This is a genomic window from Spongiactinospora sp. TRM90649 (assembly GCF_029382225.1).
Classification (GTDB): domain Bacteria; phylum Actinomycetota; class Actinomycetes; order Streptosporangiales; family Streptosporangiaceae; genus Spongiactinospora.
Map to the genome: position 1 here is coordinate 162741 of NZ_JARLTC010000006.1, position 19804 is coordinate 182544.

The 19804-nt window shown below is 71.5% G+C and carries 22 protein-coding genes; 13 read left to right on the forward strand and 9 right to left on the reverse strand.

The genetic code is table 11. The annotated features are described in order from the left end of the window. Positions 1 to 17: 17 nt before the first annotated feature. Entirely contained in the window at positions 18 to 389 is a 372-nt protein-coding gene (locus P3X83_RS08045; protein WP_277304242.1) for a DUF2550 domain-containing protein, read from the forward strand. On the opposite strand, the gene P3X83_RS08050 is transcribed toward P3X83_RS08045, so the two are convergent. Then, the gene (locus P3X83_RS08050) at positions 382 to 969 is read right to left on the reverse strand and encodes a cob(I)yrinic acid a,c-diamide adenosyltransferase (protein ID WP_277304243.1); all 588 of its coding nucleotides are present in this window, start codon (positions 967 to 969) and stop codon (positions 382 to 384) included. The two genes, P3X83_RS08045 and P3X83_RS08050, sit on opposite strands and share 8 nt — an antisense overlap. Positions 970 to 1079: 110 nt before the next feature. Between P3X83_RS08050 and P3X83_RS08055 the strand changes: the two genes are divergently transcribed. The 5 genes from P3X83_RS08055 (at position 1080) to P3X83_RS08075 (ending at position 5074) form a co-directional block, all read left to right on the forward strand. Beyond that, positions 1080 to 2060 (forward strand): ABC transporter ATP-binding protein, encoded by a 981-nt coding sequence (locus tag P3X83_RS08055; RefSeq protein WP_277304244.1) that lies wholly within the window; start codon positions 1080 to 1082, stop codon positions 2058 to 2060. After that, the gene (locus P3X83_RS08060) at positions 2057 to 2857 is read left to right on the forward strand and encodes an ABC transporter permease (protein WP_277304245.1); all 801 of its coding nucleotides are present in this window, start codon (positions 2057 to 2059) and stop codon (positions 2855 to 2857) included. Before P3X83_RS08055 ends, P3X83_RS08060 begins: the two co-directional genes overlap by 4 nt. A gap of 13 nt (positions 2858 to 2870) precedes the next feature. Further along, positions 2871 to 4031 carry a histidine kinase gene (locus P3X83_RS08065; protein WP_277304246.1) on the forward strand — a complete coding sequence of 387 codons (1161 nt, stop codon included), beginning with the start codon at positions 2871 to 2873 and terminating at the stop codon, positions 4029 to 4031. Further along, positions 4028 to 4621, forward strand: a complete 594-nt coding sequence (locus P3X83_RS08070; RefSeq protein ID WP_277304247.1) for a response regulator transcription factor — start codon at positions 4028 to 4030, stop codon at positions 4619 to 4621. The genes P3X83_RS08065 and P3X83_RS08070 overlap by 4 nt, the downstream gene beginning before the upstream one ends. A 135-nt stretch (positions 4622 to 4756) precedes the next feature. Next, the gene (locus tag P3X83_RS08075) at positions 4757 to 5074 is read left to right on the forward strand and encodes an STAS domain-containing protein (protein ID WP_277304248.1); all 318 of its coding nucleotides are present in this window, start codon (positions 4757 to 4759) and stop codon (positions 5072 to 5074) included. 35 nt (positions 5075 to 5109) lie between these two features. Here P3X83_RS08075 and P3X83_RS08080 read toward each other — a convergent pair whose 3' ends face one another. Together P3X83_RS08080 and P3X83_RS08085 are read right to left on the reverse strand one after the other, a co-directional pair. Further along, a complete protein-coding gene (locus P3X83_RS08080) occupies positions 5110 to 5736 on the reverse strand; it encodes a TetR/AcrR family transcriptional regulator (protein ID WP_277304249.1) in 627 nt (208 codons plus the stop codon). Positions 5737 to 5821: 85 nt separating this feature from the next. Next, entirely contained in the window at positions 5822 to 7306 is a 1485-nt protein-coding gene (locus tag P3X83_RS08085) for an aldehyde dehydrogenase family protein (protein WP_277304250.1), read from the reverse strand. Positions 7307 to 7403: 97 nt separating this feature from the next. Between P3X83_RS08085 and P3X83_RS08090 the strand changes: the two genes are divergently transcribed. After that, complete coding sequence (locus P3X83_RS08090; protein ID WP_277304251.1) at positions 7404 to 8189, forward strand: dienelactone hydrolase family protein; 786 nt, start codon at positions 7404 to 7406, stop codon at positions 8187 to 8189. Between the two features lie 66 nt (positions 8190 to 8255). On the opposite strand, the gene nucS is transcribed toward P3X83_RS08090, so the two are convergent. Beyond that, positions 8256 to 8918 (reverse strand): endonuclease NucS, encoded by a 663-nt coding sequence (nucS, locus tag P3X83_RS08095; protein ID WP_277304252.1) that lies wholly within the window; start codon positions 8916 to 8918, stop codon positions 8256 to 8258. Positions 8919 to 8937: 19 nt separating this feature from the next. Between nucS and P3X83_RS08100 the strand changes: the two genes are divergently transcribed. From P3X83_RS08100 to P3X83_RS08115, 4 genes are all read left to right on the forward strand, one after another. Beyond that, positions 8938 to 9273, forward strand: coding sequence for an ATP/GTP-binding protein (locus P3X83_RS08100; RefSeq protein ID WP_277304253.1), 336 nt, complete (start codon positions 8938 to 8940; stop codon positions 9271 to 9273). 15 nt (positions 9274 to 9288) lie between these two features. Next, complete coding sequence (locus P3X83_RS08105) at positions 9289 to 9996, forward strand: alpha/beta fold hydrolase (protein ID WP_277304474.1); 708 nt, start codon at positions 9289 to 9291, stop codon at positions 9994 to 9996. Positions 9997 to 10032: 36 nt separating this feature from the next. Further along, complete coding sequence (locus P3X83_RS08110; RefSeq protein WP_277304254.1) at positions 10033 to 10791, forward strand: SDR family NAD(P)-dependent oxidoreductase; 759 nt, start codon at positions 10033 to 10035, stop codon at positions 10789 to 10791. Between the two features lie 108 nt (positions 10792 to 10899). After that, on the forward strand, positions 10900 to 11676 hold the full coding sequence (locus P3X83_RS08115; protein ID WP_277304255.1) for an alpha/beta fold hydrolase: 777 nt from the start codon (positions 10900 to 10902) through the stop codon (positions 11674 to 11676). A 40-nt stretch (positions 11677 to 11716) separates the two neighbouring features. Here P3X83_RS08115 and P3X83_RS08120 read toward each other — a convergent pair whose 3' ends face one another. From P3X83_RS08120 to mce, 3 genes are all read right to left on the reverse strand, one after another. Then, positions 11717 to 12919 (reverse strand): AI-2E family transporter, encoded by a 1203-nt coding sequence (locus P3X83_RS08120; RefSeq protein WP_277304256.1) that lies wholly within the window; start codon positions 12917 to 12919, stop codon positions 11717 to 11719. A 117-nt stretch (positions 12920 to 13036) separates the two neighbouring features. Further along, entirely contained in the window at positions 13037 to 14344 is a 1308-nt protein-coding gene (locus tag P3X83_RS08125; protein ID WP_277304257.1) for a DivIVA domain-containing protein, read from the reverse strand. A gap of 221 nt (positions 14345 to 14565) precedes the next feature. Beyond that, complete coding sequence (mce, locus tag P3X83_RS08130) at positions 14566 to 14994, reverse strand: methylmalonyl-CoA epimerase (RefSeq protein ID WP_277304258.1); 429 nt, start codon at positions 14992 to 14994, stop codon at positions 14566 to 14568. Positions 14995 to 15077: 83 nt separating this feature from the next. On the opposite strand from mce, the gene P3X83_RS08135 reads away from it, so the two are divergent. Further along, the gene (locus tag P3X83_RS08135) at positions 15078 to 16265 is read left to right on the forward strand and encodes an acetyl-CoA C-acetyltransferase (protein WP_277304259.1); all 1188 of its coding nucleotides are present in this window, start codon (positions 15078 to 15080) and stop codon (positions 16263 to 16265) included. Positions 16266 to 16282: 17 nt separating this feature from the next. Then, a complete protein-coding gene (meaB, locus tag P3X83_RS08140; RefSeq protein WP_277304260.1) occupies positions 16283 to 17236 on the forward strand; it encodes a methylmalonyl Co-A mutase-associated GTPase MeaB in 954 nt (317 codons plus the stop codon). Between the two features lie 78 nt (positions 17237 to 17314). On the opposite strand, the gene P3X83_RS08145 is transcribed toward meaB, so the two are convergent. Next, complete coding sequence (locus tag P3X83_RS08145; protein WP_277304261.1) at positions 17315 to 18007, reverse strand: DUF4230 domain-containing protein; 693 nt, start codon at positions 18005 to 18007, stop codon at positions 17315 to 17317. A gap of 30 nt (positions 18008 to 18037) precedes the next feature. Further along, positions 18038 to 19735 carry a hypothetical protein gene (locus P3X83_RS08150; RefSeq protein WP_277304262.1) on the reverse strand — a complete coding sequence of 566 codons (1698 nt, stop codon included), beginning with the start codon at positions 19733 to 19735 and terminating at the stop codon, positions 18038 to 18040. Positions 19736 to 19804: the final 69 nt, after the last annotated feature.

Consider the following 19804-nt stretch of genomic DNA (forward strand, 5'->3'; position numbering starts at 1 on the left):
GCGGGGGGCGAGGCGCGATGTCGGCGACACTGGCGATCTGTGGTGGCATCGTGGCGCTCATCGCCCTGCTGGTGCTCCGGGCGGTGGTTCTCGCCCGATCCCGGGGCAACGTCCTCTGCCGACTGCGGCACGGCGTAAGCGGGTGGAAGAACGGCGTCGCCCGCTACGCCGACGGGGAGCTGCACTGGCTCCCCTTCCTGAGCCTGCGACTACGGCCGCGCCACGCGATTGCGAGGCGCGGCCTTCGTGTTTCCCCCCGCCGCCGTGAGGGCGAACTCTGGGCGGTCGACTGCGGCGCCATCACCCTGGCCATGAGCGAAGACGCCCTCACCGGCTTCCTGGCCTGGCTCGAATCCGCCCCCCCAGGCGCCCACCTCGACCTCACCTAGTCGCGCCGGGTTTCCAGAGGATTTCTTCGCCGTTGTGGGCGATGCGGCAGAGGATGAAGAGCAGGTCGCTGAGGCGGTTGAGGTATTTCACCGTTAGTGGGTTGACGTCGTCGTGGGCTTCGATGGCGGACCAGGCGGTGCGTTCGGCGCGGCGGACGACGGTGCGGGCCAGGTGGAGGGCGGCCAGGCCATTGGGGCCGCCGGGGAGGATGAAGCTGCGCAGGGGGGTCAGGCGCTCGTTGAAGGCATCGCACTGCTCCTCCAGCCAGGTGATGTACGACTCCTCGACCCGCAGCGGCGGGAACTCGGGGTTTTCGCGCACCGGGCAGGAGAGGTCGGCGCCCAAGTCGAACAGCTCGTTCTGGATCCGGCCCAGCACCTCGGCGACGTCGTCGGGCAGGCCGCCCGCCAGGGCCATGCCGAGCACCGCGTTGGCCTCCTCCACGTCCGCGTAGGCGGCCAGGCGCGGGTCGTTCTTGGAGGTGCGGCTCATGTCGCCGAGGCTCGTGGTGCCGTCGTCGCCGGTCCGCGTGTAGATCTTCGAGAGCACGACCGGGTTGTCCTTGTCAGCACGCGTCATGCGCCCCACATTAGATGACAGAAGTCATTCGCTTTGGGCGTGAGATCCATATCCAGCCGGTGATATCGGCGACTACATGCGGATGCGCCTGTCCAGCCATGCTTTGAGGCATGCGATCAGAACCGAGCGGGACCGTCGCGGCGATCGAGGTGGACGGCCTGCGGCAGTCGTACGGCGACTTCGAGGCGGTGCGCGGCATCTCGTTCACCGTCCGCCAAGGCGAGCTGTTCGCCCTGCTGGGCACCAACGGCGCCGGCAAGACCACAACCATGGAGTGCCTGGAGGGGTTCACCCGCGCCCGTGAGGGCGATGTCCGGGTGCTCGGCTTCGATCCGCACCGGGAGCGGCGGGAGTTGCGCCCGAGGATCGGCGTGATGCTCCAGGAGGGCGGCTTCCTCGGCGATCTCACGGTGGCCGAGACGATCGGGGTGTGGCGCGGGATGGCGTCCGATGCCGGACGCTCGTCCATCGACGGCGCGCTGGAGCTGGTCGGGCTGACCGCCAAGGCGCGCACCAGGGTGCGGCAGCTCTCCGGCGGGCAGCGGCGGCGGCTGGACCTGGCGCTGGCCGTCCTGGCCAGGCCGGATGTGCTGTTCCTCGACGAGCCGACCACCGGCATGGACCCCGAGGCCCGGCGCGACACCTGGCGGGTCATCCACGACCTGAAGGACTCGGGCACCACGGTGCTGCTGACCACGCACTACCTGGAGGAGGCCGAGCGCCTCGCCGATCACCTGGCCATCATGCACGAGGGCCTGATCAGCGCCACGGGCACGGTGGACGACGTGGTGGGCCTCGCGGGCGACCACATCAGGTTCCGGCTTCCGCTGTCGCCGGGGGCGCTGCGCGAGCGGCTGCCCGAGGGCCTGCCCTTCCTGGAGGGGGCCGCAGCCACGACCACGCACACCGAGCACGGGACGCGCGTGGGCTACGAACTGCCGGCCTCGCCGTCCGCCGGCCGGGCGCAGGCGGCCATGCGCCCGCTGCTCGACTGGGCCGACAAGCACGCCATGACCTTGGAACACCTGGAAGTACGCCGGGGGACGCTTGAGGACGTCTTCCTGCGCGTCGTGGGGGAGGGGCGAGGATGAGAACGGACGTCCTGCACGCCGTACGGCTGGCACGCGTCGATCTGAAGCTGCTGGGACGCAACCAGACCGCACTGGTGAACGTGCTGTTGCTGCCGTTGCTGATGGGGTGGCTGTTCAGCAACCTGGTCGGCGGTCAGACGATCGAGGGGGTGTCCGGCCCGCTCTACGTGCTGACCGGCCTGCCCGGGATGATGGTGGGCTTCGCGGTCTTCGTCAATCTGGTGAACACCTTCACCGCCAGGCGCGAGGAACTGGTGCTGAAGCGGCTGCGCGGCTCGCAGCCGTCGGCGGCGGCGATCCTGGGCGGGGCGGTGCTGGGGGCGCTGGCCGTCTATCTGCTGCAGGTGGGGCTCGCGGTGCTGTGGATCGTCCGCTGGGAGGACGGCCCGCCGCCCGCCAACGTGCCGCTGATGCTGGTCGGCGCGGTGCTGGGGGTGGCCGTGATGGGCCTGCTGGCGGCGGCGTTCGCCGGGATCACCCCGAACGCGGAGACCGCGCAGGTGGCCGTACTGCCGATGCTGCTGCTGATCATGGTGGGGGCGCCGATCGTGGCCCCGACCACGAACCTGCCGGGGGTGCTGGGCTATCTGGCCGAGGCCGTGCCGGTGACCCCGGTGGTCGAGATCATGCGGACGGCCTACCTCGGGCGCGACTTCCTGGGCGGCGGCGGGGAGCCGCTGGCCATGGGCGCGCAGTGGGTGGCGGCGCTGCCGTCGATCGGGATCGCGCTGGCCTGGGTCGCGGTGTCCGCGCTGCTGGCCCGCTGGCTGTTCCGGTGGGACCCGCGGCACGGCTAACGTGTTACGCGCGATGTCCGTTCATACCAGCTCAGGAGAGCGCGCCGACTACGAGCGGGTCCGGCGGATCACCAAATGGTCGCTCGGCGTGGCCCCGCTCCTCGCCTGGTTCGGCACCATCCTCGGCACGCTCGCGGAGCTTCCCGAAGGGGCCATGTCACCGTTCCGGCTGACGACCGGGATCGTGGGCATGATCACGTTCAGCGTGCTCTACGCGCGGACGATCATCGCGGCCATGGCGGGCAGGACGGCGTACTGGGAGATCGGGATCTCCGGGGCGATCACCCTGGCCATGCTCGTGATCCAGGTCCCGACGCCGATGAACTGGGGGATCATGGTCCCGGTGTGGGTGAGCGCCGCCGTGCTCACCGTGACCACCGCGCAGGCGGTGCTCCTCGCGGCCCTCGCCACGGTGGTCGCCGCGCCCCTGACGCATCACGAGTACGGCTGGACCGGGGCCGTGTCGTTCCTCGGCCTGCTGTGCATCGTCCTCCCCTGGGGCAACCGGTTCCAGCTGTGGTTCTACAACGTTCTCAAGATCGCCATCGAGGCCAAGGAGGCGCAGGCCAGGCTGGCGGTCACCGAGGAGCGGCTGCGGTTCTCGCGCGACCTGCACGACCTGGTCGGGCACAGCCTGTCGGCGATCGCGGTGAAGAGCGAGGTGGCCGTCAAGCTCACCCCGAGCGACCCGGACCGCGCGATGACCGAGATGACAGAGGTGCGGCATCTGGCCAAGGAGTCCCTGCACGAGATCCGCACGGCCGTGCGCGGCTACCGCACGGTCGATCTGAACGCGGAGCTGAACAGCGTCCGGGCCGTCCTCACCGCGGCCGGGATCCGCTGTGAGATCTCCTCTGGCGCGGAGGTCTCCGCGCTGCCCGGCACGGTGAGCACGCTGCTGGCCTGGATCGTCCGGGAGGGCACCACCAACGTCCTGCGGCACAGCTCGGCCCGCCGGTGCCGGATCGAGGTGGAGACGGACGGCGGCGCCGCCCGGCTGCGGATGGTCAACAACGGGGTCACGCCGGACGGCGAGGCCGGGCGGTCCGACGGCAGCGGCCTCGCGGGCCTGGCAGAACGGGTCGTCGCGCAGGGAGGAACGCTGACGGCCGGCCCCGGCGGGCCGGGCGAGTACGCGCTGTCGGCCACGGTGCCGGTGAGGGGACAGACATGATCAAGGTGCTGCTCGCCGACGACGAGCACCTGATCCGGCGGGCCATCGCCACGCTCCTCGGCCTGGAGGCCGACATCGAGGTGGTGGCCGACGTGGCCAGGGGCGACCTGGTGGCGGCGGCGGTGGCCGAGCATGAGCCGGACGTCGTGGTGCTCGACATCGAGATGCCCGGCAAGGACGGGCTGACGGTGGCGGAGGAGCTGCCCGGGCAGGCCGTGCTGATCCTGACCAGTTTCGGGCGGCCCGGATACCTGCGCCGGGCGCTGGCGGCGGGGGTGCGCGGCTTCGTGCCCAAGGACTCCTCGGCCGACGAACTGGCGGCGGCGATCCGCAAGGTGCACGCGGGCGGGCGTTACCTCGATCCGGAACTGGCCGCCTCGGCGATGATGGCGGGGGAGAGCCCGCTGACCGAGCGGGAGCGCGACGCGCTCGTGCTCGCCTCGCGCGGGGCATCGGTGGGCGAGATCGCCGCGACGCTCAATTTGAGCGAGGGAACCGTGCGCAACTACCTGTCGAGTGCGATCGGCAAACTCGGCGCGACGAATCGGATCACCGCGATCAGAGCCGCCCAGGAAATGGGCTGGCTCTGATCAACGGTCCTGACCGGTGTTTTTACCACGCGCCCTGACAACGGCTGCGCGATTCGGCAAGTGAACGGCATGAAATAGGCATGCACCGCGCAATGCCGGGCAGGGTTAGTCATACCCATCGGCTGAGGAGGAGGCATGCGCGTCCGGGAAAGGTCCGGGGGTCAGGTAGTGCGCGTGGGCCAGCGGCTCGACGCCGGAACCGTCGCACGGGTCCGCCACCGGTTGCATCGGGCGGTGGACTCCGGTGAGGGCGACCTGGTCGTCGACCTCACCGGGTTGGAGATGATCGACGCGACCGGCCTCGGCGTGCTGGTGGGAACGCACCGGCGAGCGCTCGGCGCCGGCCGTCACCTGGTGTTGCGCGCGGTGCCGCCCCGGGTCATGCGGGTGCTGACGGTGACCCGCCTCAACCGGGTCCTGCGTGTGGAGTTACGCTCTCCCGCGGCGGCCTGACCTGCACGTCTCTCACCTGACTCGCACTGGCTCGGCTACCGTTCGTCCGTGGCCTCCCCGGCGTTGAACGATCGCCGGAAGATGTGCACGGCGGTGGCCACGAGGTCGTCCGCGGACGGCGGGTCCTCGGCGAGCACCCACTCGATGAGCAGCTCCTGCAAGGCCCCGATCAGCGCCAGGACGAGCAGGTGTGTGTTGGGCGGGGTTCGCGTGGGGTAGGCCGCCGCGGCCTCCTCCATCACCCTTGAGAAGCCGCCCACGGCCCGCTGGCGTGCGGTGATCAGGCAGTCTCCGGCGCGGCGCACCTCGACGTGCATGATGTGGGCCCGGCGCGGATCCCTGGTCACGAACGCCACGTACTCGGCGACGCCGTGCTCGATCCGTGCGTCGAGGCTGTTCGGTGCTCCTGCCATGGCCTTGGCCACGGCCTGTAACGTCTCGTCCACGCAGCGGTCGTAGACCGCCTGCATCAGCGCCTCCCTGCCTGAGAAACATTCGTAGAAGGCCCGGTTGGAGACCCTGGCCATGGTGCAGAGCCGCTCGATCGTGGTTGCGGGAAACCCTGGGTTGGCGAACAGCGTGTACGCCGCCATCATGAGCCGTTCCCGTCTGTCGGCCAGGCGTTGTTCCGCCGACAGTCCACGGTACGCCCTACCCGTCACTATTCACCTCGCGTCCAGCGTGATCGCGGACCCCCAGAGCCCACCATTATGGACGCAAGATCCTTTTTCGGGAAGAGTCAGGACATTAGTGCTTTCGCCGCCCATGCAGGATGGTCACCAGCCTGACCAGACGGTCAAGTTCCGCCTGACCTCTCCCGAACGAGGTGAGATTCATTCCCGGTAGTGGGAAACGCTGCCGGGAGATCGCCTTGGGGCGCGCGAATTCGCGTAGACCGTCGGCTCCGTGGATACGGCCGAAGCCCGAAGCCCCGACCCCGCCGAAGGGCAGAGCGGGCACCGCGGCGAACGAGATGACCGAGTTGACGGCCGTCATCCCGCTGCGCATCCGGCGCGCGAGATCCATCGCCCGGCGCGTGCCGCGGGAGAACACCGTGCCGCCCAGGCCGTAGACCGAGGCGTTGGCCTGGGTGAGCGCCTCCTCCGCGTCGGCGACCCGGCTCACCGTTATGGTCGGTCCGAAGGTCTCCTCGCGCATCGCCGGATTGTCGGCCGGGACGTCGGTCACCACCACCGGGTCGACGTAAGGGGCGCGCACCGCGTCCGCGCCGCCGACCACCGGCCGCCCCGAGGCCACGGCCTCCCCGATGTGCCGCTGGATCACGTCGATCTGGGCGGGCATCGTGATCGGGCCGTAGTGCTCGCCGGCCCGCACGCCGGAGGCCACCCGGGTCAGCTCCCGCATGAAGTCGTCGTAGACGGCGTCGACGACGTAGACCCGCTCGACCCCCACGCAGGTCTGCCCGGCGTTGGACATCGCCCCCCATACCGCCGCGTCGGCCGCGGCCCGCAGGTCGGCGTCGGCGTCCACGATCAGCGCGTCCTTGCCGCCGCACTCGGCCACGATCGGGGTGAGGTTGGCGGCGCAGGCGGCCATCACCCGCTTGGCCGTCGCGGTGGACCCGGTGAAGGCGATCTTGCGCACACCGGGGTCGCCCGCCAGCGCCGCGCCCGTCTCGCCGAGCCCGGTGACCGTCTGGAACACGGGCCTGCCCGGCACCGCCTCGGCGAACAGCTCGGCCAGCAGCACGCCCACGCCCGGGGTGAACTCGCTGGGCTTGAAGACCACCGCGTTGCCCGCCGCCAGCGCGTAGACGATCGAGCCCACCGGCGTGAACACCGGGTAGTTCCACGGGCCGATCACGCCGACCACGCCCAGCGACCGGTACTCCAGCGTGGCGGCCAGGTTGACGCCGAGCAGGCCGGGGAAGACCCGGTGCGGCCCCAGCACCCTGGCCGCGTGCCGCGCGGCCCAGTCGGTGTGGGTGATCGCCAGCACGATCTCCAGGACGGCGTCGCCCTTCGGCTTGCCGGTCTCGGCCGTGACCAGTGTGGCCAGCCGGTCGAGGTTCTGGGTGAGGACGGCCTTGAAGTCGAGCAGCCGCCGTTTGCGCGCCGCGTAGCCCAGCGCGGACCACCACTCGGCCGCCTCCGTGGCCCGTTCCACCGCCGCGCGCACGTCGTCCGCGCTGTGCACCGGGTGGGTGCCGACCGGCTCTCCGGTGGCGGGATCGAGCGAGTCGAAGGTGCGGTCGCCGGTGGTAGCCGTCATATCGTCACCATAGACCTTAGAAGACGGGCACAACACGTTTCCATTTCAGATGAGGCAACTTTGTGGCACGCGGGCGCGCGGCCCCGAAACTTTCGTCATGCGTCGTACTGAAACGATCTTGATGGCCGTCGTCTTGTTATGCGGAACCGCGGCCGGATGCGGGACCGCAGGGCGGGAGGAGTCGTCGTCCGCGCCCGCCACCACCATCGCCAGCGTCGGTCCTCCGGCCGTGGACCAGCCGCTGCGGGACTGCGCCTCGGGCCCGGCCGTGGCACTGCGGAAGGAAGTGATCAAGGGCCCGGAGCGCGACCTGGAGATCGGCCTCGCCGGTGACACGGGCGCCCGCGGGGTGGTGATCGCCAACACCATCAACGGCAGCAACTGCGACTGGAGCCCGATGGCGGCCGACCTGGTAGCGGAGGGGTACCGGGTCGCCGTCTTCCAGTACGGATTCATCCCGATCCAGCTCGGGGTGGCGGGCTCCTTGGAACGTGGCAAGAGGGAGATGCTCGCCGTCGGGGCGCGGCTGCGCGAGGAGGGGGTGACCAAGCTCGTCTACGCCGGAGGCTCGCTCGGCGGCTCGGTGGCCATCTCCGCCGCCGCCGATCCCGACTCCGAGGCGGCGGGCGTGATCAGCCTGTCCGGCGGGCTCGACGAGCTGACCGACGTCGTCGGAAAGCTGCGGGTGCCGGTGCTCTATCTGGTCGCCGAGGACGACTTCGCGGCGGCGCAGGTCGCCGACCGGCTGCACAAGTCCACCTCCGAGGGCAAGGGCACGCTGGTGCGCTTCCCCGGGGCCGCGCACGCCGGTGACATGTTCCGCGACAAGCGCTACGCCACCGACCTGCTGGGCGAGATCCGCAGGATGCTGGAAGCGGTCTGAGGGCGCGCCCCGGAGGACCGGTACGCCGGGGGGCGGCCGGACCCGCCGCCCGGGTAGGGCGGCGGGTCAGAACAGGGTCGGGTTCTCCGGGGCGATGCCCCGCAGTGAGTCGTAGTCGAGGGTGACGCAGCCGATCCCGCGGTCGGTGGCCAGCACCCTGGCCTGCGGCCGGATCTCCTGCGCGGCGAAGATGCCGCGCACCGGGGCCAGCAGCGGATCGCGGTTGAGCAGCTCCAGGTAGCGGGTGAGCTGCTCGACGCCGTCGATCTCGCCCCGGCGTTTGATCTCGACCGCGACGGTGGCCCCGGTGTGATCACGGCACAGGATGTCGACCGGGCCGATCGCCGTCGGGTACTCCCTGCGGACCAGGGACCAGCCGTCGCCGAGGGTGCCGATGTGCTCGGCCAGCAACTCCTGCAGATGGGCCTCGACGCCGTCTTTCTGCAGGCCGGGATCGACGCCCAGCTCGTGGCTGGAGTCGTGGATGACCTCTTCGATGGTGAGGATGAGCTTCTCGCCGGTCTTGCCGTGGGTGACCGTCCAGGTAGGGCCGTCTTCGCGGACCTTGCAGGGCGGGTTCATCCAATTGAGCGGTTTGTAGGCGCGGTCGTCGGCGTGCACCGAGACCGAGCCGTCCGCTTTGAACAGCAGGAGCCTGGGCGCCATCGGGAGATGGGCGGTGAGCCGCCCGACGTAATCGACGCTGCACCGCGCGATGACCAGCCGCATGACCGATTACCCTACCGTTGTGAGCCCCCGACGTGCCCGCAGAAAGGATCCCCATGAAAGGGGACGGCGCGGCGCGCCCGCACACGGCGCGGCGTCCGGCCCGATCACGGGCTTCCCGCCGGGCATGGACCGCGTCGAGGACTGGCCCGACGGCGAGTGGAAGGTGCGCTCGCTGCGCGGTGACGCGGCGGGGCGTCCCTACCGCTGCCCGGGGTGCGACCAGGAGGTCGGCCCGGGCATGCCGCACATCGTGAGCTGGCCCAACTGGCCGGGCGGCGAAGAGGAGCGGCGGCACTGGCACACGCCGTGCTGGCGCAAGCGCCTGGACCGCGGGCACGGCAGGAACCGCTATTGAAGGAGTCACGTGTCGATGGAGATCCGGGCGTCCACCGTGCTGCCCGCCCGCAGGGAGCCCATCGAGCTGCACACCTCCGACGGGCTGACGCTCGTCGGTGAGCTGGCGCTGCCCGAGGACCGCCCGCCGTCGGCGACGCTGATCTGCCTCCACCCGCTGCCCACGCACGGCGGCATGATGGACAGCCACGTCCACCGCAAGGCCTCCTATCGGCTGCCCGCCCTGGCGGGCCTGGCGGTGCTGCGGTTCAACACCCGGGGCACCACCTCCGAGCGCGGCACCTCGCAGGGCGAGTTCGACGACGGCGACGGCGAGCGGTTCGACGTCGCCGCCGCGCTGGAGTACGCCGAGTTCCACGACCTGCCCCACCCATGGCTGGTCGGCTGGTCCTTCGGCACCGAGCTGGCGCTGCGCTGGGGCAGAGACCCGCTGGTGGAGGGCGCGATCCTGCTCTCGCCGCCGCTGCGCAGGGCGGGCGACGCCGATCTGGTGGCCTGGGGCGAGTTCGGCCGCCCGCTGCTGGCCCTGGTGCCGGAGTTCGACGACTACCTGCGCCCCGAGGAGGCCGCCAAGCGGTTCGCGCTCGCGCCCCAGGCGCGGGTGATCGGCGTCGACGGCGCCAAGCACCTGTGGGTGGGGGAGCCCGCCGTGCGGGTCGTGCTCAACGAGATCGTGCGGCAGGTCGCCCCGGAGGCATATCCCCTTCCCACCCAGATCCCCTAGAATCATATTCTGGTTCCAGGTCTGGGAGGGCGCCGCGTGCGGGCATTCGATCTTTCCGGCGCCACGGCGCTCGTCACCGGCGCGTCGCGCGGCATCGGCAGGGCCATCGCCCTGGCCTACGCCGAGGCGGGCGCCGACCTCGCCCTGGTCGCCCGCTCGCCGCAGGGGCTGGCCGAGGTCGCAGGACAGGTCACCGCGCACGGACGGCGGGTCGTCGTCGTGGAGTGCGACCTCACCGACCGCGACGCCGCCGCCGACGCCGTGCGCCGGTCCATCGACGGCCTGGGCGCGCTCGACATCGTGGTCAACAACGCGGGCGGCTCCAACTTCATGGTGCCGTTCGCCGACCTCCGGCTGTCCGGCTGGGACAAGCTGATCCGGCTCAACCTCGACACCGCCATGGCCGTCTGTCACGCGGTCGCCGCCCACCTGCTGGAGCGGGGGTCCGGCTCGGTGATCAACGTGGCCTCCGTGGCCGCGCTCGGCGCGCCGTTCCTCGCCCCCTACGCCGCGGCCAAGGCCGCCCTGGTCGGCCTGACCAAGAGCCTGGCCCTGGAATGGGCCGCCTCCGGCGTCCGGGTCAACGCGCTGTGCCCCGGCTGGACGCGCACCGACCTCAACCGCAACCTGTGGGAGGACGAGAACGCCAGCCGGTCCACGCTCTTCGGCGTGCCGATGGGCCGCTGGGGCACCCCGGAGGAGATGGCCCACCCGGCCGTGTTCCTCGCCTCGCCCGCCGCCGCCTACATGACCGGCCAGGTGCTCTTCGTGGACGGCGGGCAGTCCACCGCGTGAACGCGGCCCGCGCCGGGGGGATATTCGGTCGGCAGGATGACCGTCTGGGTATGACCGGTAACCACGGTAGGGGTGGCAGGGGGCCGTGACCGGGTTAGGTTGTTCACCGTGCACCTGTACTCGCGATCAGCCGGCAGCGGAGTGCCGGTCCTCCTCCTCCACGCGTTCCCGCTGTCCTCCGCCATGTGGCTCGCCCAGCGGGAAGGTCTGTCCGCCCGCTGCCGGGTGATCACTCCAGACATGCGCGGGTTCGGCGGCTCGGTGCTCCACGACGAGCCCCCCTCCATCGACGCGATGGCCGACGACATCGCCGACCTGCTCGACGCCGAGGGCATCGAGCGCGCCGTGATCGGTGGGCTGTCCATGGGCGGCTACGTCGCCATGGCCTTCTGCCGCCGTCATCCCGACCGGTTGCTGGGCGTCATCCTGGCGGGCACCAAGGCCACGGCCGACACCGAGCCGATTCGGGACAACCGTGAACGGATCGCTTCGACCGTCACCGAGCAGGGCAGCGGAATCCTGCTCGACGAGGTGCTTCCCGGGCTGGTCGGCACGACCACCAAGCAGCGGCGCGGCATGGTCTTCGGCAGGGTCCGCGGCCTGGTCCAGGCGGCGCCTCCGGGCGCGGTGGCGTGGGCCTCGCGGGCCATGGCGGGCCGTCCCGACTCCTTCGACACGCTGCGCGACCTGAAGGTCCCCGCGCTCGTGATCGTGGGCGAGGAGGACGTCCTGGCGCCCGACGCCGAGGCCATGGTGGACGCCGTGCCGGACGCGCGCCTGGTGGTGATCGGGGCGGCCGGGCACCTGTGCGCGGTCGAGCAGCCGGAGGCCTTCAACCGCGCGGTGGCGTCGTTCGTGGCGGAGGTGGTCCCGACGAGCGGCTGACCATCCTGCTCATTCCATGCTCACCCCGCCGGTGGCCGTCTCAGACGCGCGCCTGGCGGGGGACCACGACCTCCCGGATGATCAGGGCGATCGCCGCGGCCACCGGGATGGCGATGAGCGCCCCGACGATGCCGAGCAGCGTGCCGCCGAAGAGCGCGGCGATGACGGTGACCGCGGGCGCCACGTCCACCGAGCGTTTCATCACCCGGGGGTATATCACATAGTTCTCTATCTGCTGGTAGACCAGGAAGAACACCGCGCACGCGATGCCGAGCGGCACCGACTGCAGCAGCGCCACGGCCGACACCAGCACCGCCCCGATCGTCGCGCCGACCAGCGGGATCAGGTCGGTCACGGCCACCACGAGGGCCAGCGCCAGGGCGTATCTGACTCCGGCGATGGCCAGGAACGCGTAGGACACCACGCCCGCGATCACCGAGATCACCACGTTGCCCGCGACGTAGCCGCCGATGCCGTCCAGGACCTCGTCGCTCATCGCGCGGGTGCGCGCCCGGCGCGTGGCCGGGACCAGGCGCAGCAGGTACTCCTTGATGGAGGCCAGCGAGCCGAGGAAGTACAGCGTGAGCACCAGCAGCGAGACGCCGGAGAAGAACGCGCTGAACACGACCGCGCCCGCGCCCACGATGCCCCCGGCGATCGTGCTCGGCAGCGCGGGGCTGGTGAGGTAGGCGCTGATCTGCTTCAGCAGCCCGTACTCGGCGTCGAGCTGCCGGATGGTGGGGTTGCCCATCAGCTCGGTGACGTAGCCGGGCACCGCGCGGACGAAGTCGGAGATCTCCTGGGTGACCGGCGGCACGATGGCCAGCGCGAACAGCGCGAAGAACGCGATCACGCCGAGGAAGACGATGGAGATCGCCCAGCGGCGGTGCAGCCCCCGCCGGACCAGCGCCTCCACCAAGGGGTTGAGCCCGACGGCCAGGAACAGCGCGACCAGCACCAGCACGATCACGCTGCGCGAGCTGACCATGGCGTCGGCCAGCCCGATGGCGGTCAGCACGCCGAGCGCGGCGGTGAGGCCGAACATGAAGGGGCTTTTGGCCAGCGCCTTGCCCGGCAGGCCGTACGTCTGGCCGGCGGCCTCGTCGGTGATCTCGTCGGTGGATTTCTCAGTGGACTCGTCGGTGGGCGCGTCCGCCGGCTCCTCGGCGGCCGTGCCCGCCTCGGGTGAGGCGGGCACGGAAGTGTCGGGGGACTTTCCGGCGGTGGCCGGGCCGGTGCTCACAGATCCTCCAGGGGGTGCGGAAAGCCAAAGGGAGAGCCTAGCGACCGCAGGTCGCCAGGCCCTCCCCGATAGCCGTCGTACGCCCCGATGTTCAGTCCCCGCGCTCCGGGGCGGCGGCTACTCCTGCCACCACTCCGACTCGTCGCCGGAGGACGAGCCCTTGCCGGAGGCGGAGGCCGGCGCCGGGGTCGGCGTCGAAGGCTTGTCGGTGCCGTTGGACGGCGCCAGCGCGGGCTTGGGCGCCGGGGCCGGAATGGCGGGCTCGGGAGCCGGGTCCATGCCGGGCAGCGGCGCGCCGCCGAGGAGCTGGCGGAGCTGGGCGAGGTGGCTGGTGATGCTGTCGCGCTGCCGGGTCAGCTCGTCGACCTGGCGCTGCGCCACGGTGCGGGAGCGCTCGGCCTCCGCCTTGGCGTCGCTGACGATCGACTCGGCGCTGGACTTGGCGTCGGCCGCGACCTGCTCGGCGTTCTTCTTGGCGTTGGCGAGGAGCTGCTTGGCGTGGGTGTCGGCCTCGCGGCGGGTCTGGTCGGCCTGCTGGGTGGCCTTGGCCGCCCGCTGCTCCGCGGTGGCGGCGCGCTGCTCGGCCTCGGCGACCAGCTTCTGGGTCGCGGCCTGCGCGGTGGCGTGGCGCTCGGCCTCCTGGCGCTCGGCCTCCTCGCGGCGGGCGGCGAGCTGGATCTCGAACTCGGCCTCGTCCTGGGCGCGCTTGGCCTCGGACTCCTCGAGCACGCGCTGAGCCTGCGCGCGCATCTCGTCGGCCTGGCGCTTGGCGGTGGTCAGCACCTCGTCGCGCTCGCGCTTGGTGGAGGCGCGGAGCTGGGCGACCTCGCGCTCGGTGGTGGTGCGCAGCTTGGCGATCTCGCGCTCGGCGTCGGCGCGCTTCTCGGCCACCTCGTGGTCGGCGGTGGCGCGGAGCTTGGAGACCTCGCGTTCGGTGGTGGAGGTCAGCTCGTCGGACTCGCGGCGGGCGGTCGAGCGGATCTCCTCGGCCTCGCGCTCAGCGGTGGTACGCGTCTCGTCGGCCTCGCGCGTCGCGACGGCCCGCTTGTCGGCGGCCTCGTTCTCGGCCGCGGCGCGGAGTTCGGCCGCCTCGACCTTCGCCGCCGCCTTGATCTCGTTGGCCTCGGATCTCGCCGCCTGCACCAGCTCCGTGGCCTGTTCCTCGGCCAGGCGGAGCAGCTGCTCGATGCGGGCGCCGAGCCCGGAGTAGGTGGGCCGCTCCTGTTCCTGGAGCTGCCGCTTGGAGTCGGACAACTCACGCTGCAGGCCGGCGACCTGCTCCCGGGATTGCCGCAACTCGGTATCGATCGACTTCAGATGGTCGTGGACCTGGTGACGGTCATAGCCGCGGAGCACCACGTCGAATTCCCGCGCGGGGGCGTCTTCAAAAAAATTGTTGAGCTGGGCGTCGATGTCGGACTGCATGGAGGCTCGATCCTGGGTTGTCGAGACGGCTACACGGGCCGGACGGGCGAGTCGGGGCATCCGAGGCGGGAGGCCACGCCGACGCACCGCGCTGGCGCGGTGACAGCGGAATCCACGTCCGGTGGTACGCCAGCGTACTCTGCCACTGCCGTGTTGGAGGCCCCCTCAGACTTTCTGCGCGACTTGTTACGTATGAGCCTTTCTTGCGTTAGGAAATCGGGTTAGAGTTTCGGTTGCGGTGACTCGACAAGCTCTGTCAGGACCCCGCCGACGTCCTTGGGATGCAGAAACGCGATCGACGCACCCATGGAGCCGTGCCGGGGGCGCTCGTCCACCAGGCGGATCCCCTTTCCGCCGATCTCCTCCAGGGCCTTGGTGACATCCGCCACGCCGTACCCGATGTGGTGCACGCCCTCGCCGCGCTTGGCCAGGAACTTGCCCACCGCGGTCTCGGGGCTCAGCGGCTCGATGAGCTGCACGTACGACGTGCCGCCCGGGCCGTCGGCGACGTGCAGCATCGCCTCGCGGACGCCCTGCTCCTCGTTGACCTCCCGGCTCACCACGGTGAGGCCGAACGTGGACTCGTAGAACTCGATCTTCTCTTCGAGATCGTGACAGGCGATCCCCACATGATCGATCCGCAGGAACATGTGCCCCACCTCCATGGCAAGCGTCCGTACTCTCGTGGGTATGGTGGCAGAACCGCTTGCCGGCCGCGCCCAGGAGGTCTGAGATGTCGGGTTCAGTAATTGTCGCTGGGGGTCGAACGCCGATCGGCCGTCTCCTCGGGGCGCTCGGCTCGCTGCCCGCCGTCGATCTCGGCGCCATCGCCATCAAGGCGGCGCTCGAACGCTCCCGGGTCGCCCCCGAGGACGTCCAGTACGTGATCATGGGGCAGGTCCTGCAGGCGGGCGTGGGGCAGATCCCCTCGCGCCAGGCGGCGGTCAAGGCGGGCATCCCGATGACCGTGCCGTCCCTGACCGTCAACAAGGTGTGCCTGTCCGGCCTCGACGCCATCGCCTTGGCCGACCAGCTCATCCGCGCGGGCGAGTTCGAGGTCGTGGTGGCGGGCGGCATGGAGTCCATGACCAACGCTCCCCACCTGCTGCCCGGCCTGCGCAAGGGCGTCAAGTACGGCGGCTCCGAGGTGGTCGACTCGATGGCCTTCGACGGCCTGACCGACGTCTTCGACCACATCCCGATGGGCGAGTCCACCGAGCGGCACAACGCCCGCCTCGGTCTCACCCGTGAGGAACAGGACGCCTTCTCCGCCCGCTCCCACCAGCTCGCCGCCGCCGCGATCAAGAACGGCGTGCTCGACGACGAGATCGTCCCCGTGCCGATCCCGCAGCGCAAGGGCGACCCGGTGCTCGTCTCGGTGGACGAGGGGGTCCGCGCCGACACCACTCCCGAGACGCTGGCCAGGCTCCGCCCCGCGTTCAGCCCCGACGGCACCATCACCGCCGGGTCCGCCTCGCAGATCTCCGACGGCGCGTGCGCCGTCGTGGTGATGTCCCGCGAGCGCGCCGAGCGCGAGGGCCTGACCTGGCTCGCCGAGATCGGCGCGCACGGCAACGTCGCGGGCCCGGACAACTCGCTGCAGTCCCAGCCCGCCAACGCGATCAAGCACGCGCTCGGCAAGGCCGGCCTCGACGTCGCCGACCTCGACCTGCTGGAGATCAACGAGGCGTTCGCCGCCGTGGTCCTGCAGTCCGTCAAGGAGCTGGGCGTGCCGATGGACCGGGTCAACGTCAACGGCGGCGGCATCGCGCTCGGCCACCCCATCGGCGCCTCCGGCGCCCGGATCGTCCTCACCCTCGCGCACGAGCTGCGCCGCAGGGGCGGCGGTCTCGGCGCGGCCGGGCTGTGCGGCGGCGGCGGCCAGGGCGACGCCCTCCTGCTCCGCGTGCCGTCCGCCTGATCGCGCGCTGGCGACCGATGGCCGTCGACGTCCCGTCCCTCGTGAGCGCGGCGCGTGAGGGCGCGCCGCGCGCCGTGGCACGGCTGATCTCCCTCGTTGAGAACGCCGCGCCCGAGGTGCGGCAGATCACCGCCGAGCTGTGCTCGGCCCGCCGGGCGGAACCCGCCCATGTCATCGGCCTGACCGGCTCGCCCGGCGTGGGCAAGTCCACGTCGACGGCGATGCTCGTGAAGGCGTACCGGCAGCAGGGCAAGCGGGTCGGTGTGCTCGCCGTAGACCCCTCCAGCCCCTTCACCGGGGGCGCGCTGCTCGGCGACCGGGTCCGGATGCAGGACCACGCCACCGACCCCGAGGTGTTCATCCGCTCCATGGCCAGCCGCGGCCACCTCGGCGGGCTGGCCTGGGCCACGCCGCAGGCGCTGCGGGTGCTCGACGCCGCCGGGTGCGAGGTGATCCTGATCGAGACGGTCGGGGTCGGGCAGGCGGAGGTGGACATCGCGTCGCTGGCCGACAGCACGATCGTGCTGCTCGCGCCGGGCATGGGCGACGGCATCCAGGCGGCCAAGGCCGGCATCCTGGAGATCGCCGACCTCTTCGTGGTGAACAAGGCCGACCGCGACGGCGTGCAGGCCACCGTCCGCGAGCTGCGCAACATGGTCGCCATGGTGGAGCGGCCGTGGCGGCCCCCGATCGTGACCACGGTCGCCGCCCGAGACCAGGGCGGCGACGACGTCGTGGCGGCGCTGGCCAAGCACTACGAGCATCTGTCGGCCTCGGGAGAGCTCGCGCGGCGCCGCAGGGCCAGGGCGGCCGACGAGATCGAGGCGATCGCGCTGACCGCGTTGCGGGCGAGCTTCGCCGGGCTGCGCGGCGACGACCGGCTCGATGCCCTGGCCGCGCAGGTGGTCACCGGCGAGACCGACCCTTACCGCGCGGCGGACTCCCTCCTGGCCGCGGTCCGTAACACCTGACGGCCCGGTGGCACCCCCGGAGTTCAACCGGGATTCGGTCGTCCGGATATAGGAGTTACGCCGGGCCGGTTTAGATCGTCAAGGTTGCTCGGCGTATTTCACGGTGACGTGATCGAAACCGAGAGAGCGGAGCATGCCCTCCAGCATCGCCTTGGTGTTCTGCTCGGCGCGTTTGCTCAGATCACTGCTCCGCGCGGCTTCGTCGATCTTCTTTTCGGCCAGGACGTACAGCTCCTGCTGGTTCTGTGGGGAGGAGGACAGGAAGTCCTGTACCCGGTCCAGGATGCCGCGTTGCTGGTGGTAGACGTAGGAAAGCCGGTTGTCCAGGGTGGCCCGGTCCAGGGCGGCGCGGGGCAGGCGGACGGTGACCGTCGTGCGGTCGGGGGAGACGGTCAGGGCGCCCTCGGCCATTCGTGAGAAGTCGACGTAGGCGTTGACGGAACCGGCGCCCACGAAGAGGGTACGACTGCCCTTGATCGCGTCGGGCAGGAACGCGGCGTCCTTCTCCAGGTCCACGACCACCTGGAAGGAGCCGCTCGCCGCCTGGAAGCGGCTGAGGTCCTGGATCGAGGTCAGCAGCACCGGCTGGCTGCGGTCGATGTCGCGTTCGCCGAAGGGGTCGAGCCAGGACCAGGCGAGGCGCGCGCCCACCACGAGCAGCGCCACGACGACGAGCAGCCCTACCAGGAAACGCCAGCCGCTGCGGCGAGGGCGTATGGGTGCCTCGGGCGCCTCGGGTGGCGCCCCGGGGGGAGTTGTGGGCTGGTTCACGGCTGTCTCCTTCCCCCGGAGCCGGGCTTCTCACGTTGCCCGCCCGACCTCCTCCGGATAGTTACGATCTTGGCGTGACCAACGGGACTCGCGGTAATCGCCGGGTTCCGTGGGCGTCGGGGGTGGTTTCCCGATGTCGCCGTCCGGTGGGTCCGTGAGGCGTTCCCCGACGTCTCCCGGCCCCCGAGCCGGTCCTCGATCCGGCCCGTGGTCCTGCCCGTGATCAGGACCGTGCTTGGGCGGCTGGTGCTTCGGAGGGTCGCCGGGGTCGTCGGGCGGCCCCTGACGGGCGAGCTTGGCCGTGGCCGGGGGCCTGGCGGCCTCGCCGTCGGCCTTGACCACCGGGGGAGCGGGCGCCGCGGGCGGCGCCGACGGCCGTGGCGGCCCCGCGCTCTTGACCGGGTGGTCCAGGTACGCGCGGGGCGACTGCGCCGGAGAGGGATAGGCGGGTGTCGGCCGATCGCGCGCGGGCCCCTCGGCCCGCACCGCGTGCGGCCCGCCGCCGAAGTGCTCGGCCCGCAGCGAGCACGCGGTGAAGTCCGCGTAGAACATCCGCAGCCACTCGCGGCGCTGCGCCTCGGTGAGCCCGGAGAACCACGCGGCGGCGTACTGGTGCTCGGGCAGCGGGCCGCCGGGCAGCGGCTCGCCGCGCAGCCAGGCCATCACGATCTCCCGGTAGCCGCGCGGCACGCCGTTGGCGCAGTGCCCGGCCAGGCTGTCCAGGAACTCCTCCGCCGCCCGGTCGGCGAACCCGGTCTCCAGGTCGTCGACGTGCACCGGGACGACGCCGGGGCTCAGGCCGCCGTCGGGACGGCGGGGCCGCTGCTCCACACGGGTGAACTCGGCGGGCGTGCCGGTCAGCCGGGAGGCGATCTTGGTGAACGCCGCCCCCAGGTCGGTCAGCCCGTTGCGCATCCCCGGATGCACGCAGATCGTGATCGGCCACTCCTGGCAGCTGTAGGCGACCGGCTGCGCGGCGGCTCCGGCCGCGGGCGCGCCCGCCAGCCTGACCAGCCCCGCCCCCGCCGCGAGCACCGCGCACAGCGACGCCCCGAGCAGCAGCCCCTGCCGGGTGACCGTGGCCGCCCAGCCCAGCATCAGCGCCGTGCTCGCCCCGACGAGCCACAGCGTCTGGTCGGTGAACGCCGCCCCGCTCAGGCCCTGGAACACGTCGTACGGCTCCCGCGTCGCGGGCGCCAGCCGTTCGGCCCAGGTCGAGCCCTCCACCAGCCAGGTGAACAGCGCGTAGCAGCTCACCCCGGCCAGCGCGGGCGTGATCGCGTAGGGCAGCGCCCAGCCGGCGACCCAGCCGATCGACACGTACAGCGCCAGCCCCGCCATGCCCATCGCCAGCGCGCTCGGCGGCAGTTTGCCCGCCTGCTCGGTCAGCACCGTCCGGACCGCGAACAGCAGCGCGGTGACCGCGAACGACACGGCGACCACGGCCATGATGGCCAGCGGCGCCTTCATCGCCCGCCACGGCGTCTGCGGCCGCCGGGCGGTCGCCCGGCGCTTGCGCATGGCGACCCACGCGGCGAACGCGGCGGCCACCGGCCCGGTCAGCCGGAGCGAGCCGATCATCGCGACCACGATGTTCTCCCAGGCGTCGACGCCGGGGATCAGGACGCTCCAGGCCGCCAGCAGCCCCAGGACGAGCAGGACGGCCACGGTCAGCGCGGCGCTCTGGGCCAGCTCCTCGCGCGTGAAGCCGCGCCGCCGCCTACGCACGCGCCCTGGTGCCCCCGCGCGTGCCTTCGGTCCACCCGCCTTCGCCCCGTCGGCCGCCGGTATCGCCGG

Bases quoted from the DNA above. Each gene is read 5' to 3' on its own strand.
- P3X83_RS08105 (WP_277304474.1), top strand. From the start codon at position 9,289: ATGGAGATCCGGGCGTCCACCGTGCTGCCCGCCCGCAGGGAGCCCATC.
- P3X83_RS08135 (WP_277304259.1), top strand. From the start codon at position 15,078: ATGTCGGGTTCAGTAATTGTCGCTGGGGGTCGAACGCCGATCGGCCGT.
- P3X83_RS08055 (WP_277304244.1), top strand. From the start codon at position 1,080: ATGCGATCAGAACCGAGCGGGACCGTCGCGGCGATCGAGGTGGACGGC.
- meaB (WP_277304260.1), top strand. From the start codon at position 16,283: ATGGCCGTCGACGTCCCGTCCCTCGTGAGCGCGGCGCGTGAGGGCGCG.
- P3X83_RS08065 (WP_277304246.1), top strand. From the start codon at position 2,871: ATGTCCGTTCATACCAGCTCAGGAGAGCGCGCCGACTACGAGCGGGTC.
- P3X83_RS08050 (WP_277304243.1), bottom strand. From the start codon at position 969: ATGACGCGTGCTGACAAGGACAACCCGGTCGTGCTCTCGAAGATCTAC.
- P3X83_RS08060 (WP_277304245.1), top strand. From the start codon at position 2,057: ATGAGAACGGACGTCCTGCACGCCGTACGGCTGGCACGCGTCGATCTG.
- P3X83_RS08075 (WP_277304248.1), top strand. From the start codon at position 4,757: ATGCGCGTCCGGGAAAGGTCCGGGGGTCAGGTAGTGCGCGTGGGCCAG.
- P3X83_RS08090 (WP_277304251.1), top strand. From the start codon at position 7,404: ATGCGTCGTACTGAAACGATCTTGATGGCCGTCGTCTTGTTATGCGGA.
- P3X83_RS08070 (WP_277304247.1), top strand. From the start codon at position 4,028: ATGATCAAGGTGCTGCTCGCCGACGACGAGCACCTGATCCGGCGGGCC.
- mce (WP_277304258.1), bottom strand. From the start codon at position 14,994: ATGTTCCTGCGGATCGATCATGTGGGGATCGCCTGTCACGATCTCGAA.
- P3X83_RS08045 (WP_277304242.1), top strand. From the start codon at position 18: ATGTCGGCGACACTGGCGATCTGTGGTGGCATCGTGGCGCTCATCGCC.
- nucS (WP_277304252.1), bottom strand. From the start codon at position 8,918: ATGCGGCTGGTCATCGCGCGGTGCAGCGTCGATTACGTCGGGCGGCTC.
- P3X83_RS08085 (WP_277304250.1), bottom strand. From the start codon at position 7,306: ATGACGGCTACCACCGGCGACCGCACCTTCGACTCGCTCGATCCCGCC.
- P3X83_RS08125 (WP_277304257.1), bottom strand. From the start codon at position 14,344: ATGCAGTCCGACATCGACGCCCAGCTCAACAATTTTTTTGAAGACGCC.